At 45.8% G+C, this 14862-nt stretch carries 15 protein-coding genes and 1 tRNA gene; 13 read left to right on the plus strand and 3 right to left on the minus strand.

All coding sequences use genetic code 11. The annotated features are described in order from the left end of the window. Positions 1-362 precede the first annotated feature (362 nt). Positions 363-1262, plus strand: coding sequence for a HamA C-terminal domain-containing protein (locus tag FIV45_RS12675; RefSeq protein WP_099475367.1), 900 nt, complete (start codon positions 363-365; stop codon positions 1260-1262). Further along, positions 1259-3769 (plus strand): DEAD/DEAH box helicase, encoded by a 2511-nt coding sequence (locus FIV45_RS12680; protein WP_099475366.1) that lies wholly within the window; start codon positions 1259-1261, stop codon positions 3767-3769. The genes FIV45_RS12675 and FIV45_RS12680 overlap by 4 nt, the downstream gene beginning before the upstream one ends. A gap of 3 nt (positions 3770-3772) precedes the next feature. On the opposite strand, the gene FIV45_RS12685 is transcribed toward FIV45_RS12680, so the two are convergent. The 3 genes from FIV45_RS12685 to FIV45_RS12695 form a co-directional block, all read right to left on the minus strand. Then, positions 3773-4633 (minus strand): hypothetical protein, encoded by an 861-nt coding sequence (locus tag FIV45_RS12685; protein WP_099475365.1) that lies wholly within the window; start codon positions 4631-4633, stop codon positions 3773-3775. A gap of 122 nt (positions 4634-4755) precedes the next feature. Continuing rightward, positions 4756-6420: a site-specific integrase gene (locus FIV45_RS12690; RefSeq protein WP_099475364.1), complete on the minus strand. Its 1665-nt coding sequence runs from the start codon at positions 6418-6420 to the stop codon at positions 4756-4758. Positions 6421-6508: 88 nt separating this feature from the next. Further along, a tRNA-Thr gene (locus FIV45_RS12695) sits at positions 6509-6583 on the minus strand. A gap of 7 nt (positions 6584-6590) precedes the next feature. On the opposite strand from FIV45_RS12695, the gene FIV45_RS12700 reads away from it, so the two are divergent. The 11 genes from FIV45_RS12700 (at position 6591) to FIV45_RS12750 (ending at position 14862) form a co-directional block, all read left to right on the plus strand. Next, positions 6591-6944 (plus strand): hypothetical protein, encoded by a 354-nt coding sequence (locus FIV45_RS12700; RefSeq protein WP_099475363.1) that lies wholly within the window; start codon positions 6591-6593, stop codon positions 6942-6944. Positions 6945-7028: 84 nt separating this feature from the next. Further along, entirely contained in the window at positions 7029-7583 is a 555-nt protein-coding gene (gene dcd / locus FIV45_RS12705) for a dCTP deaminase (protein WP_099475362.1), read from the plus strand. A 9-nt stretch (positions 7584-7592) separates the two neighbouring features. Continuing rightward, the gene (gene murA / locus FIV45_RS12710; RefSeq protein ID WP_099475361.1) at positions 7593-8882 is read left to right on the plus strand and encodes a UDP-N-acetylglucosamine 1-carboxyvinyltransferase; all 1290 of its coding nucleotides are present in this window, start codon (positions 7593-7595) and stop codon (positions 8880-8882) included. 26 nt (positions 8883-8908) lie between these two features. Continuing rightward, a complete protein-coding gene (locus FIV45_RS12715; RefSeq protein WP_268939788.1) occupies positions 8909-9394 on the plus strand; it encodes a DUF2948 family protein in 486 nt (161 codons plus the stop codon). Positions 9395-9501: 107 nt separating this feature from the next. Then, positions 9502-10146: an ATP phosphoribosyltransferase gene (gene hisG, locus FIV45_RS12720; RefSeq protein ID WP_099475407.1), complete on the plus strand. Its 645-nt coding sequence runs from the start codon at positions 9502-9504 to the stop codon at positions 10144-10146. 17 nt (positions 10147-10163) lie between these two features. Beyond that, positions 10164-11474, plus strand: coding sequence for a histidinol dehydrogenase (hisD, locus tag FIV45_RS12725; RefSeq protein ID WP_099475359.1), 1311 nt, complete (start codon positions 10164-10166; stop codon positions 11472-11474). A gap of 26 nt (positions 11475-11500) precedes the next feature. Continuing rightward, positions 11501-11992, plus strand: coding sequence for a UPF0262 family protein (locus tag FIV45_RS12730; RefSeq protein ID WP_099475358.1), 492 nt, complete (start codon positions 11501-11503; stop codon positions 11990-11992). 3 nt (positions 11993-11995) lie between these two features. Then, the gene (locus FIV45_RS12735; protein ID WP_099475357.1) at positions 11996-12496 is read left to right on the plus strand and encodes an arsenate-mycothiol transferase ArsC; all 501 of its coding nucleotides are present in this window, start codon (positions 11996-11998) and stop codon (positions 12494-12496) included. Positions 12497-12594: 98 nt separating this feature from the next. After that, positions 12595-12813: a translation initiation factor IF-1 gene (gene infA, locus FIV45_RS12740; RefSeq protein WP_099475356.1), complete on the plus strand. Its 219-nt coding sequence runs from the start codon at positions 12595-12597 to the stop codon at positions 12811-12813. A 71-nt stretch (positions 12814-12884) separates the two neighbouring features. Continuing rightward, the gene (locus FIV45_RS12745) at positions 12885-13478 is read left to right on the plus strand and encodes a Maf family protein (protein WP_099475355.1); all 594 of its coding nucleotides are present in this window, start codon (positions 12885-12887) and stop codon (positions 13476-13478) included. Continuing rightward, entirely contained in the window at positions 13468-14862 is a 1395-nt protein-coding gene (locus tag FIV45_RS12750) for a ribonuclease E/G (protein ID WP_165777129.1), read from the plus strand. The genes FIV45_RS12745 and FIV45_RS12750 overlap by 11 nt, the downstream gene beginning before the upstream one ends.

Genomic DNA, 14862 nt, shown 5'->3' on the forward strand with positions numbered 1-14862 from the left:
AGGCCGTTTGCCCTCTTCACTAATAAAAAGGGGAATGAAACCTAAATGATCACTTACAAGTAATATCGGATACTACCCCCATATCTGAATAACGCTCACTAGTGACATAAGGCATTCTTTAAATGCTACTTTGACTAATTTCAGTTTTCTTTAACAACACCGTTGGGCTGTATGAGAGAGTATTTTAGAAATAATAGAACTACAAAAAGTCACTTTACTCTGGGCTCCTATGATTTTTTTTTGAGCCTCAGACATCGCCCTAGCAGTTCAAAATACTATAGAAAACGATAGCGAGTAAAAAATTGACACCGCTCACTCATCGAGGGTATCGTATTTTTATACATTTTTGAGATAGTAACTTTATGAATCAAAAACTTCAGCCACAATTGAAAAACGCAGAAGAAATAAAAGCTATTCTAAAAGAGGTACCATTTTCGTTTACCCTTAATGATGGCCGGAAAGTAAAGACTTTACTTGTTTATCTAACCTCAGAAAATAATGGAATTGGTTATTCAGAGTTTTTTAGAATAGTTAAAGATGGGATACTTTCCAATTTTGTTTTTTCATGCTCCGAGGTCGAAAGAAAGCTTGGTCTTCAAAACAAGAAATCCGCTGAAGAACTTTTTGACAAAGCAATTCGCAAACTAAGTAAACATACTGCTAAGGGAGAGTTGGGGGAGTTGATACTTTTTACCTTACTGGATATCTACTTTAAAGCACCCAAAATATTGAGCAAAATTTCCTTAAAAACAGCATCTAGAATACCGGTATTTGGGGCAGATGCCGTACACTGTCAATTTCATGATGAAAAACTTGAACTATATTTGGGAGAATCAAAACTTTACAAAAATTTTGGACCAGCAGCGACATCAACGGCCACATCTATCAAAACCGCTAAAGATAAATATGCGTTTGAATTTGACCTAATAGATAGTCATATGGACTTCCCTAACATTGACGAAAAGTTTGAGTCGGAACTTTTAAATTTACTTAACCCCTTTTCTGGAATCGAGATATCTGATGTTATTCACTCTCCTTGTTTTATAGGCTTTTCTGCACCAAGACTGATGTCTGACAATGTTACAGAGAGCGGCTTCATAAAAGACTATAAAAAATTGGCGGAAGTTTATATTGGTGACTTTTTTCGTAAAGTTGAATCTGAGGAAATGGATATCAATAAAGTTTCATTGTTAATACTACCATTTACTTGTGTTGATGAATTAGTTGATGAATTTGTCACATATATGGGGATTCAAAATTGACCGAATTGTTAAATAAACTTGCGAAAAAAATTATCCAGAGTGATGAATACCAACTAAATAGCGGTATTTTGTTTGACTCATATATTCAGAGCTTAACGTCTACAAATGAACCTATCGGTAGAGGAGTCATCAAAAAACTGATTTCATCTGCTCAAATATTCTATATGTCAGAAAAGAGAAATATTAGAAATGAAGGCGCGATATTACTATCGATGATGTTAGATATATGTGGTGATACCTATAAAGAAATATTACCTATTGCTAACAATATATTTGTGAATTCAGGTGATTTTCCAAATATTCAACTTCTTTGCCAGCGATTTCCAGAGCTTGATTTCAAACTCAACTTCTATTCAGAAGCACAAAACGAGTTTAGAGAAACACTGAACACTGTTTTAGAGTTGGACTTCCCACTAACTGATTTTCAACGTTTGTTATGGGAAGACCTTTCAAAGGGCTATGACACAATCACATCTGCGCCAACTTCAGCAGGTAAAACACATGTTATTTTAAATTACTTACTCAATAAAGTAGCAAAAAGTGATGGCTCATTCGCCGCTATCATTGTTCCTACTCGGGCGCTAATTTCTGAGGTAGCAGGAAAAATATATGAAATTGCAAAAGACGGTGGGTATGACAACGATATCGAAATTTGCACTATTCCTAAAAAGGAACTTTTTGCTAACAAGACCTTCTTTGTGATGACGCAGGAACGATTACATGAAATCTTATTACTTGGCGACCTAACGTTTGATTATTTATTTATAGATGAAGCACATAACATCTCTGACAAAAGCAGGGGGGTATTGCTACACCTCACTCTCGAAAAAATGCTTGAGGATAGTTATCCTCAAATAATTATTAGTATGCCATCATCAAATTACCAAGATTCATTTTCGACTATTTTTAAAGATATTAAGTTCAAAAAGGAAATAACTCAAATTTCTCCTGTTACCAAAATTATTATGTCAATAAAACTAAAAGGTTCAAACTTAGTTATATCTAGAAATAATTCTACAAATATTAAAATTATTCCAAAAGGATTTATCAAGACAGATTTTGCTGACATCATATGTAAGTTAGGTAAAGGTCAAAGCAATATCATTTACCGAAATAAAACTAATGATTGCGAAAATATTGCTAATAAAATTTCTTCAAGAATCACAGAAACAACACAAAATGCGCTTTTAGAAGAAGCCGCTAACTATGTAGAAGAGTTCGTGCATAGTAAATTTTCACTGGCAAATAACCTTAGAAAAGGTGTTGCTTTTCACTATGGACCTTTACCTAGTTCAATCAGGGTTTTGGTGGAAAATCTAGTAAAAGAGGACCACGTTAAGTTTATTGTATGCACAAGCACACTTGCCGAAGGAGTAAATTTACCCGCAAGAAACCTTTTCTTAAAAGACCCTATTCAGATCATCCCATATGAAAAATCTGAACAGATCGAAGCCGTTAAAATTAACAACATAACCGGACGAGCAGGAAGAATGTTACAGCACTTTGGTGGTAATATCTTTCTCATTGAGCCGGACAAATGGAGATTTAAAGATTACTTTAACAACGAACAAGAGGAAGAAGATAAAGTACCTACATACTTTAAATCAATAAATGAAGAATTTGAAATTATAATTAGAGCTTTAAAAGGAGACTATGATCATGATGAGAGAGATCAATATAGATTTTACACCATAGCAAACAAGTTAATTAGGGAGTTTGCTAACAATAAATTAGACAAAACCTTAAATGCAGACGAACTTAATATTGGAAGAAAAAAACGAGCTTTATTGCTTGATAATATAAAGTTAGCCCATGACTCTCTAAGAGTTCCCGCATTTACTTTAGAAGCCAATCCAACTGTAGGTTATATTCAACAAAATAAATTATTTAATTTTCTTAACAAGCAAAAACAACTAGAAGATTGGGTTTTACCTCATCCTAAGTCAGGTAGTTTATATGACACTATGTTAAGGATTTGTCAAAAATTGATAGAGTTTGGCGTCTACCAACCAACCGCAGATAACAATCCGGAACATATTTGCATAATCACTAAAAAGTGGATTCTAGGAAATAGTCTTAAGGAGATTATATCTGAGCAGATAGCGTGGAATATAAGGAGGGCTAAACAAAATTCTGAAAAACCTAAAAGCGTCAATACTTGTGTTAGAAACGTCATAAAAGCCATCAATAATGATATAAGGTTTCGTTTGTCAAATTCCCTAAAGTGCTATCAGCTTATTCTTCAGACTATTTTAGTAAATAAGAATGTTGAACTTTCTAATGTAAAATTACATTCCTTCATGGAGATCGGTGCTTGTGATGACAGAATGATTAACCTGATCAATATGGGGCTATCTAGAGAAGCAGCCAAAGAAATCGATGATAAGCTGGTGAAAAAAGAAACAATTTCTTCGCGAAAGCAACTATTTGATTTGTTGAGAAAGGATAGATTAAAAACTATTCACTCTATCACAAAAAAAGAGATACTTGAGTTATTCAGTGAATAAACACTATTTTTTTTCTAAGTAGTCAATCAATGCCTTATTAAGTACTTCTATTGCTGTATTCTCATCAATAAACTTATTTCGAGTGGCTATTTCTATTTTATAATTTAAAAAAGCATTTACAAAGTCCAAATAAGTTCTTTTGCCCTCACCGTCGACACCCTTGACTTTTAAAACTGCACATCCTTCATGTTCAGAAAGATAATTAATTATTTCTATAATACTGTCTTTTGAAATCCCTCCAACAACAAAATCGTTACACTCTAAAGTTACAGCTAATTGAGTGTTAATGCCAATATAAGGGGCTGTCTTTTTTAAGCCTTGGATGATTTGTGGTGCATCGTCTGATATATTAGAAAAATACGAAGAAAGAAAACTAAATTGAAGATTATGATACTCAGCTAAAACATAATTTTCTTGCTCCTTTGGTATCAAATTTAGTTTTATTCGATCCGTACGGTCACTACTAAACTGTTCTAACAATATCTTACCAACTGCTTTGATACTCCCGCTTGGTCCCGATGTGAATCCCAACAACATCTTCCTATCAGGAACTACAAAAAAGAAATACGGGTCCCCAATAATCCCCTGATTCAAAGATACTCCGGTTATTTTACCATCATTAGTTGCTTTTGTTTGCCATGTATTTCTTTCCCTTACAACCGTAACAGCATAGGCAGTTGTATTTGTAAAAACTTGTTCATTAAATATCTTAATTAAGTGCTTTTTTGATTTTAAATTAAAAATCTTTGTACTTAAACTTGCCTCTTTATTTGCTTTAAAGTTCGAAATAAAAGTTGTAAAGAAATCCTCATGGGCATCAATAGAATAAAAGTAAGTAGTTATATTTTTTTTTATTCGGTTCATATTTCTACCCTTAAGCAAATCAGTCCTATTTCAAGACCGTTTTCCCTCTTCAATATTGAAGAAGGAATTAAATTCAAATGGCCACCTACACGAAATATTGCATCCCACCTATAATCTCTATTTTAATTTAGTTTATTTCTACATTTCTTTTCACCGTTCAATTCAAAGAACGGTTTCACATTAATCAACACATCATCAAAACTCAACTTACAAATCTCTTTGTACATTTTAGCAACAGAAACACCGTGTCTATACCTAGCACCTGCAGACTTATTCATTTTGCTGGTTTCTGAATCGATAGAATGACCAGTGATCTGATAACTAATATTTGGTTGTGCTCCAACTTCCTCCATTTCGGTAGAAAAAGTGTGCCTAAAATTATGAAAGTCTTTCATTTGATTAACAGGAGTTGATATACCAACTTCATACTTAAATCCTGTTTGTCGACATTGTTTCTTGTCATAGCAACCATTAAACCAACGAGAGAGGTTCTTATGATACCCGCCATTTGTTTTATCAAGCGACAACCCTTTAAATAAACGGTGCGGTAAAAGCTGGTTTTCCCATTGGTATCGAGGTTTTCGAAATAAATTTACAAAGTCTAAAAATCCCAATTTTATTAACGTAGGGTGTATCGGAATCTCTCGCTCTTTAGTTGTTTTCAAGTGCTTGTCGGGTGAAGACAAATTATGACTAATACAACTAATACCATCCTCAACGATGATATCAGAAACCCGTAATTGACTAATTTCATTCTCCCTACTTCCAGTAAACAAGGCCAATAATGGTGCCCAATATTGATAAGGATGAAGAAATTCCCCTTCTGTAAATATTTCATGGGAAAAAATTCCAATGAGCTCATCGGATGAAAAAGGAATACGATCTTTCTTATCACTTTTCTTCACTTTATAAAAGACAGCAGGGCTCGTGAAATAATTTTCTAGTCTTGAATTATAATGTCCAATAGCAAAATCAAACAACGTTCGACAACTGGTTAGGTGATCATTTTTTGTAACATTGCTAATTAATACTTTCTCACCTTTTAAAGTTCTAGACCTTTGATTTAATTTCTCTCGATATGCTCTCAAGTTTGATTGAGAAAACTCATTTACGTCAATATTTCCAATACACTTAATAAAAAAATCAATATGTGATTTCATTTTTCCCCTAGTTTTAGGCCTTACCTCTCCAATTTCATCATTTAAATATTCTTGCAAAAGATCAGATAAAAGCGTTTTTTGGCTTTGGTTTTCATTTTGAACAACAGTGTTCTTCGCCTCAGAATGAACCATTTTATTTAGAATAGTTTCAATTTCTATTGCGTTCTTTCTCTTGCAAGAATTTTCAATTTTCTTTCTGAGTTCCTCTAAGTTATTTAAATCTTGATCAACATATCCTAGCAATCCCCCCTCTTTTATATATATTAGTTCCTCCCCAATGTGTTCTATTATCCTTTCAAAGTCTGGTGTTCTAAAATGCACAGATTCTTGCTCCCAAGGATCTGCACCAGCTATATAATCTCTATATTCTTCAATTATTGAATTTAAACTTTTTTCTCTATCCACCAGCCCCTCCAGTTTTGCGCTCTTGATCTTATATAGTGTTTTCTGTGTAAACAATGAAAGCGATTGAACTCGGAGTTTAGCGGCATTCAAATCCTTTGTCATTAAGGAGAGGTATATCCATTTTTTTGCAAAGGGAAAACGTAGAGCATACCAACTGGGGAGGGTATATCTGAAATAATAGGTACCGAAATTTGACTGAGACAAATAACGAATTTGCTGCATTTTTGTAAGCCCTTTTTGTAGGACCAATAACAACAACAAACATCAACACATATTAATGTATTGTTTTATATAGATAAAATGAAAATAATGGTGCCGCTGGGGAGAATTGAACTCCCGACCTCGTCATTACCAATGACGCGCTCTACCACTGAGCTACAGCGGCCCGGATCATGGGCCAGATAAAAGTGGGCGTCCGCCACATCCTCTATCAGAATGGCGCGGAACATGCCATAGCTTTTGCCCCTGCGCAAGCGCTAAAATTTAATTATTTGCGATTATTATTTTTTGCCCTTAAATTAGCCCGAATTGCCCACGATATTCGTATCGAACCGGCACGACAAAAGACGTTTTCGAAGGACTGGGATATGACCAAAGCGGAAAAGAAAAAACAAAAACAGGACCGACTGGTCCAGGCGTTAAGAGATAACCTGAAACGCCGCAAGCAGACAAGTACGCCCGGAACATCCCCAAAAGAGACCGCAAGTCCTGGTCAGGATCAACCGGGAGAGACGTCAAAAGACTGACCCCGCGGCAAGCGCTTGTCGCGCCCCTTTTTCTGGGGTACATAATAACAAGAACATTACATCATTTAGTTTAAGGATTCCCACATGAGCATCATGTCCGACAAATGGATCAGAGAAAAAGCCCTTAGTGAAGGCATGATTACGCCTTTTGAAGATCGCCAAAATCGCGACGGGGTGATTTCCTACGGTTTGTCGTCCTATGGCTATGACGCCCGGGTATCAACTGAATTCAAGATTTTTACCGATGTGGATTCGGTCACGGTCGACCCAAAAAATTTCGCAGATGCCAGTTTTGTCGACCGGCCGGGAGAAACCTGTATCATCCCGCCGAACAGTTTCGCGCTGGCCCGCACCGTTGAATATTTCAAAATCCCGGAAGATGTGCTGGTGATCTGTCTCGGCAAATCCACCTACGCCCGGTGCGGCATTATCGTTAATGTCACCCCGCTAGAGCCCGGCTGGGAAGGCCATGTGACCCTGGAATTTTCCAACACCACCCCCTTGCCCGCCAAAATTTATGCCAACGAAGGCGCCTGCCAGTTCCTTTTCTTCCAGGGCAACGAACCCTGCGAAGTTCCCTATAACCTGCGGTCAGGTAAATATATGGGGCAAACCGGCGTAACGTTACCAAAACTGTAAGGCCTGTTTATGGAAAAAATCATTATCGAGGGCGGTCACCGTCTGGAAGGCCAACTGCCGATCAGTGGCGCCAAGAACGCCGCCCTGCCGCTGATGTGCGCCGGTCTGCTGGCAAAAGACGGCCTGACCCTGCATAACCTGCCTCACCTTGCGGATATCCGAACTCTTGCCAGCCTGCTCATCGAACTCGGCAGCAACATCAGTTACGAGGAAGAAGGCTGGGACATCGGCAGCGGCCAGACGGTCACCATCGCCGCCCCCACCATCAAAAGCACCACCGCCCCCTATGATATGGTGCGCAAGATGCGCGCCTCCATCCTGGTGCTCGGGCCCCTGCTCGCCCGCGAAGGCGAGGCCATCGTCTCCCTGCCCGGCGGCTGCGCCATTGGCAACCGGCCGATTGACCTGCATCTGAAGGCCTTTGAAGCCATTGGCGCCACGATCGAACTAAAAGACGGTTATGTGCGCGCCTCCGGCAAACTCACCGGCGGCACCGTGCATTTCCCGATCGTATCTGTCGGCGCAACCGAAAACATCCTGATGGCCGCCTGCCTTGCCCAAGGGGTAACGATCATTGAAAATGCGGCCAAAGAACCCGAAATCACCGACCTCGCCCACTGCCTGATCGCCATGGGCGCTAAAATTTCCGGTATCGGCACCGCCCGTCTGGAAGTCACCGGCGTCCGCGATCTGCATGCGGCGGAATATACCGTGATGCCGGACCGGATCGAAGCCGGCAGTTACGCCGCCGCCGCCGCCATGACCGGGGGCGAACTGGAACTCATCGGTGATCATCTGGAAGCCGGACTTGCCGGCTCGCTTGATATATTGAAACAGGCCGGATTGACCTTCACCGAAACCGATCGCGGGTTGATCGCCCGGCTCGGGACCGACAGGATTATCGGCATCAATGCGGTGACGCAACCCTATCCCGGTTTTCCCACCGACATGCAGGCCCAGCTGATGGCCATGATGACCCTGTGTGACGGGGCCTCGGTGATTACCGAGACCATTTTCGAGAATCGCTTCATGCATGTGCCGGAATTATCCCGTATGGGCGCCGATATTACCGTTAACGGCTCCACCGCCACCATCCGCGGCATCAAACGTCTATTGGGCGCGCCGGTGATGGCGACTGACCTGCGTGCGTCAATGTCGCTGGTACTTGCGGGCCTTGCCGCAGAGGGTATAACAGAAGTAAATCGTATTTATCATCTGGACCGGGGCTATGAACGTCTGGTACAAAAGCTGGAGGCCTGCGGGGCGAAAATCTCCCGCGTCAGGTCGGACGGCGTCTAACGCCACATTAATTCAGGGGAAGTAAGCTGCAAAATCTCAGGCTCCGTGCTGAAGACATCGAAGACATTGTCATCATGGCCTCCTACCTTCAGGATGCCATCACAATGATGCGCGACATAGTCTACCAAAGTAAAAGCCGCCGCTTCGTCATCATGCTTAACCGTTACGTCTGGGAAAATCGCTGCCCGGACACCGGGGCGGTTCTGGAAGGGGCCCCGTCCCCCTGCAGCCGCATTCGCACCGGGCTGCATTTCGAAGATGTCCTGAAAATCACCAGTCAGAACATCGCCGTTCAGGCCAAGGAACATCCGATGGAACTGCTGTCAATTGACGCGGCGGAACTGAAAGACGGCACCTATCACGTGGACTTTGTCTTTTCCGGCGAAGGGGTCATTCGCCTGCAATGCGAAACCATATCGGCCCAGATGCAGGACATTGGCGCTCCCTGGCCGGCAAAATGCCACCCGAAACATGAGATTCTAGACATTTTGCAGGACGAAAATATCGAATAGAGCGATTCAACACTGGATAGTTCCGACACAATTTCGTACAACGAAGCGATTTTTTAAGAATTTCAGGAGTGAATCAGGTGTCTGCACCAAAATCAGAAAATGAGCCGATGATCATGGCGCTGCCCAAAGGCCGCATCCTCACCGAGGTCATGCCGATCATTCGCGGCGCGGGCATTATCCCCGAAGCCGATTTTGATAACCCAAAATCCCGCAAGCTGACCTTTGACACCAACCATCCCGGCCTGAAAATCATTCGTGTACGCAGCTTTGATGTCGCAACCTTTGTCGCCTTTGGCGCGGCGCAACTGGGCGTCGCGGGTAACGACGTGCTGCTCGAGTTCGATTATCCCGAGATTTACGCACCGCTCGATCTCGACATCGGCCATTGCCGGGTTTCGGTCGCCGAACTCAAAGCCTTAAGCGCCCAGGATGACCCCAGCCGCTGGAGCCATGTCCGCGTCGCGACCAAATATCCGAACCTCACCCGCAAGCATTTTGCCGAGCGCGGCGTCCAGGCCGAATGCATCAAGCTCAACGGCGCCATGGAACTGGCCCCGAGCCTCGGGCTATGCCGCCGGATTGTCGACCTGGTCAGTACGGGCAACACCCTGAGAGCCAACGGGCTGGTGGAAATTGAAAAGATCATCGACATCACCTCGCGCTTCATCGTCAACCGTACGGCGTTCAAAACCCGCAATGATGAAATCAGTGAAATTTTACAGAATATCGGGGCCCGTAAAGACCTCGCCTAACAGACAGAAGAGCAGAAATGGTAACTCTTTTAAGTAATACAGACAGCGATTTTACCGCCCGGTTTGAGGATTTCATCACCGCCCGGCGCGACGATGATCAGGATGTCTCCGATGTGGTGCGCGCGATTCTAACCGATGTACGCACCCGGGGCGATGTCGCCGTCTTCGAGTATACCAGCCGGTTTGACAAACTTGACCTTACCCCGGAGACCATCCGGGTCAGCCCCGAGGAACTGGCAAACGCCAAATCCCACTGCGCCCCGGATGTACTTCAGGCCCTAAAAACAGCCGCGGAACGTATCGACAGTTTCCACCGCCGCCATCTGCCGGAAGATGACAACTATACCGATGATGCCGGTGTGTCGCTTGGCGCGCGCTGGACCCCGGTTGCCGCCGCCGGCATTTATGTGCCCGGTGGCAAGGCGGTTTATCCCTCTTCCGTACTGATGAACGCCATGCCCGCCAAATGTGCCGGGGTGGAGCGCATTGTCATGGTGGTGCCGGCCCCTAACGGTGACCTCAACCCGCTGGTGCTTGCCGCGGCCGAACTTGCCGGCATTACGGAAATTTATAAAATCGGCGGGGCCCAGGCTATTGGCGCGCTGGCGTATGGAACGGAAAGCATTTCTCCCGTGGATGTCATCACCGGCCCGGGCAATGCGTTTGTCGCCGCGGCCAAGCGAGAAGTTTTCGGCACCGTCGGCATCGACATGATCGCCGGGCCATCAGAAATTCTTGTGGTGGCCGATGGCCAGAACAATCCCCGCTGGATCGCCATGGATCTTTTGTCACAGGCAGAACATGACGAGGTCGCCCAGGCGATCCTGATTACCGATGATGCGGATTTTGCCCGCGCCACCTGTGATGCCGTGGAAGATCACCTCAAAACCCTGCCCCGGGCCGATATTGCCCGTAAAAGCTGGAACGATCATGGCGCGGTGATTGTGGTTGAAACATTGGATCAGGCCATTCCCCTCGTCAATCGCCTGGCGCCTGAACATCTGGAACTCGCCATAGACGCCCCGCGCGACATGGCGGCGAAAATTCCCAATGCCGGCTCAATCTTCCTTGGCCGCTATACCCCGGAAGCCATCGGTGATTATGTCGCCGGCCCCAATCATGTGCTGCCCACCGCCCGCAGTGCGCGTTTTTCATCCGGGTTGAATGTTCTTAATTTTATGAAAAGAAATACTCTGATAGAATGCACCCGGGAAAGTCTGGCGCAAATCGGCCCGGCCGCGATGACTCTGGCGGAAGAAGAAGGTCTGCAGGCCCACGGACGATCAATCGGCATTCGGCTGAACAATGCCCCCACAGAGGGTGACTGAACCACGTATAAATTAAGGGACGACATATGAGTGATGCCGGCAGCCAACATCGTATCTGCCATATCGAACTGGATGAAAAATCCATTATCCGCCGGAACGCGGACATCGATCATGAACGCCGCGTCGCCATCTTTGATTTGCTGGAAAAAAATCATTATGAGCCCGTCGAAGACCTGCCAGGCCAGTATCAGGGGCCTTTCAAGGTACGCCTGCGCATGGAAGACAACCGTCTCGCCATGATCGTGCGTACGGAAGCGGATCAGGAGCTGACCACCATTCTTCTGCCGCTGTCCATCTTGCGCAAAACCATCAAGGAATATTTTCAGATCTGCGACAGTTATTTCGCCGCCATCAAAAGCGCCAGCCCCCGCCAGATCGAAACCATCGACATGGCGCGGCGCAGTCTGCATAACGAAGGTTCTGAAATTTTGCTCGACCGGTTGGCCGAAAAAGTCAAAATCGACTTTCACACCGCCCGACGGTTGTTTACCCTGATTTGTGTCTTACAGATTAGATAACCAATGGCCGTCATCATCACGCCCATAACCCCGATTATTTCGGACAATGACCTCCCGCTTAAAATGCCGGACAGCGTGTTGTTCATGTGCAATTTCAACGCCGTACGCTCTCCCATGGCCGAAGCCCTGACAAAATATTATTTTGGCCACCGGATTTTCACCGACAGTGTCGGCATCCGGGCGGAAGAGGACAGCGCCAATCCCTTCAGCATCGCCGTGATGGAAGAAGTCGGGCTCGATATTTCCGACCATAGGCCTAAAAAATTCGAAGACCTGATGGACAGCAGCTTTGATCTGGTCGTCACCCTCAGCCCCGAAGCCCAGCATAAAGCCATTGATCTGACCCGCACCTACGACTGTCAGGTGGAATATTGGCCGACCCTTGACCCAACGGCGGTCACCGGCAACCGGGAGAATATCCTTGCCGCCTTTCGTCAGACCCGCGACATGATCACGGAGCGCATCAAAAAACGCTTTGATGTGGATTATTTCCCAAAGGTTTAGCATTTTACGTCTAAATCGTGGAAAAATAACAAAAAGACTTGAAAAATCTGTCGTTTTGGCTATGTATCTTCGGCATAGATTTATATTGAGGAGCCAAAATGGCGAAAGAAGAATTATTGGAAATGCGCGGCGTGGTAACAGAGTTACTGCCAAATGCGATGTTCCGGGTGAAACTAGAAAACGACCATGAAGTCCTGGGGCATACTGCTGGTAAAATGCGCAAGAACCGTATCCGGGTTCTCGTGGGCGACGAAGTTCTGGTCGAAATGACACCTTATGACCTGTCAAAAGGCCGCATCACATATCGCTTCAAATAAGTGAACGCCTGTATTTCTCTACTGAATATGCCGGCGTTTGATTTCCCTGAAACCTCAGGACATCCGCCGTCATGACGTCATCACTCCCTGTATCTTTTCCTTTAATCCTTGGGTCCGCCTCTCCGCGCCGACGCGAGCTGCTGGCCCAGATCGGCCTCGCTCCCGATGACATCGTCCCGGCTGATATTGACGAAACACCACAAAAATCAGAAAGCCCGCGCAAGCTCGCCGAACGATTGGCTGTTGAAAAAGCCGCCGCCCTGAAAACTGCCCATTCAGATTGCTATATTCTGGCCGCCGATACTGTCGTCGCGCTGGGCAACCGAATTCTTGGCAAGGCGGAAAATACTGCAGAGGCCCGAAAATATCTCACCCTCCTGTCCGGTCGTCGGCATAAAGTCTATAGTGGCGTTTCCCTGATCACCCCGACAGGCACACAAGTCTCGCGGGTGGTCGCCACCAGCGTCCTGTTCAAACGCCTGTCCGATACGGACCTCGCCGCTTATCTTTCTCATGATGAATGGCAGGGCAAGGCTGGTGCTTATGCCATCCAGGGGCATGCCGCCCGTTTTATCAAGAGCATTAACGGGTCCTACAGCAATGTGGTCGGCCTGCCGTTGTTTGAAACCACGAATATGTTGCAGGGAAATGGCTATGTCTTCTGATATCCTGATTAATTCGGCCATTGGCGAAACCCGCCTCGCCCATGTGGAAGACGACAGCGTACGGGAAATTCGCCTGTTTCGCAACCATAACCCGACCCTTGTCGGCGCCATTTTTTACGGCAAGATCATTCGTCTGAGCCCTGAATTCCAGGCAGCCTTCGTCGACCTGGGACAGGATGTGACCGGCTTTCTGCCGCTGACCCTGCTGCCCAAACGACCCGGAAAGAAACCCAAGGACCTCACGACGCTACTGCATGAAGGCCAGAAAATCATCGTGCAGGTTACCGCCGATGCCGCCGAGGATAAATCCGTCAAGCTGACCTGTCGTCTCGAACTGCACAGTTCTGCTGTCATTCTCCATCCTTTCCGCGAAGGCGCCTTTGTCTCAAGCCGCATCAAGGACCCGAACCGTCGCGAAGAACTCAAGCAGTTCGGCGCGACACTCGACCTGAAAGGCATGGGGCTGACTTTCCGCACCGAAGCCGCCGATCTCGCCAATGAGGAACTGGAAAAAACCGCCCGCCATATGATTCGACACTGGATCCGGACGGTGGAAAATCGCGAACGCAAGAAAGCCCCTTACCTGATGGCTCAGGGGCCAGACGCGCTGCAGCAGATCCTGCGCGACTATGGCAGCCGACGTTATGATCGCCTGATTTTTGACCGGCCGGCCTGCCTCAAGGCGGCGCAGGACTGGGCCGCCAATTTTGCCCCGGACCTTCTACCCCATTTGCACCTTCATGATGCGCCGAGCCCGCTGTTTGAGACCTACGGCGTCGAAGAAGAAATTGACCAGATGTTCGATACCCGAATTCCGCTGCGCTCCGGCGCCTGGATCACGATTGAACAAACCGAGGCCTTGGTGGTGGTCGATGTCAATATGGGCACCGCGCGCGAGACCAATGATCCGATGAAACAACGGCTGAAAATCAATTTCGCCGCCGCCCGCGAGGTTTTCCGCCAAATCCGCCTGCGTGGCATTTCCGGTCTGATCGTCATTGATTTCATCAATATGTCGGGCAAGGCCGATGTCACCAACTTGCTGGCGGTCGTCGACAATCTGATCCTGGAGGACCCACAGCAGGTCCAGCGCAGCAACCTGTCGGCCTTCGGCCTGCTGGAACTCGCCCGCAAGGCCAGTCACCAGCCTCTTGCCCGGCAGCTGATTGCCAGCAACCGTCCGCAAGCGACCGTTGACACTCAGGCGCTGGCGCTGCTGCGTCAGGCACTGCGCGACGCCGCAGCGCGCCCTGGCCTGCCCCTGAAGGTCACCACCTCGCCGGCGGTCATGGACTGGCTTGAGACGCACCCTGCATTACTCGACCAATTCACCCGACAGAGCGGCAGCAAGCTGCAGCTAACATCATCAAGGCAGAAGGCCTGA

The organism is Paremcibacter congregatus (assembly GCF_006385135.1).
GTDB classification, from domain to species: Bacteria; Pseudomonadota; Alphaproteobacteria; order Sphingomonadales; family Emcibacteraceae; genus Paremcibacter; species Paremcibacter congregatus.

Bases quoted from the DNA above. Each gene is read 5' to 3' on its own strand.
- FIV45_RS12675 (WP_099475367.1), top strand. From the start codon at position 363: ATGAATCAAAAACTTCAGCCACAATTGAAAAACGCAGAAGAAATAAAA.
- FIV45_RS12685 (WP_099475365.1), bottom strand. From the start codon at position 4,633: ATGAACCGAATAAAAAAAAATATAACTACTTACTTTTATTCTATTGAT.
- FIV45_RS12690 (WP_099475364.1), bottom strand. From the start codon at position 6,420: ATGCAGCAAATTCGTTATTTGTCTCAGTCAAATTTCGGTACCTATTAT.
- FIV45_RS12700 (WP_099475363.1), top strand. From the start codon at position 6,591: ATGGGCCAGATAAAAGTGGGCGTCCGCCACATCCTCTATCAGAATGGC.
- dcd (WP_099475362.1), top strand. From the start codon at position 7,029: ATGAGCATCATGTCCGACAAATGGATCAGAGAAAAAGCCCTTAGTGAA.
- murA (WP_099475361.1), top strand. From the start codon at position 7,593: ATGGAAAAAATCATTATCGAGGGCGGTCACCGTCTGGAAGGCCAACTG.
- hisG (WP_099475407.1), top strand. From the start codon at position 9,502: ATGATCATGGCGCTGCCCAAAGGCCGCATCCTCACCGAGGTCATGCCG.
- hisD (WP_099475359.1), top strand. From the start codon at position 10,164: ATGGTAACTCTTTTAAGTAATACAGACAGCGATTTTACCGCCCGGTTT.
- FIV45_RS12730 (WP_099475358.1), top strand. From the start codon at position 11,501: ATGAGTGATGCCGGCAGCCAACATCGTATCTGCCATATCGAACTGGAT.
- FIV45_RS12735 (WP_099475357.1), top strand. From the start codon at position 11,996: ATGGCCGTCATCATCACGCCCATAACCCCGATTATTTCGGACAATGAC.
- infA (WP_099475356.1), top strand. From the start codon at position 12,595: ATGGCGAAAGAAGAATTATTGGAAATGCGCGGCGTGGTAACAGAGTTA.
- FIV45_RS12745 (WP_099475355.1), top strand. From the start codon at position 12,885: ATGACGTCATCACTCCCTGTATCTTTTCCTTTAATCCTTGGGTCCGCC.
- FIV45_RS12750 (WP_165777129.1), top strand. From the start codon at position 13,468: ATGTCTTCTGATATCCTGATTAATTCGGCCATTGGCGAAACCCGCCTC.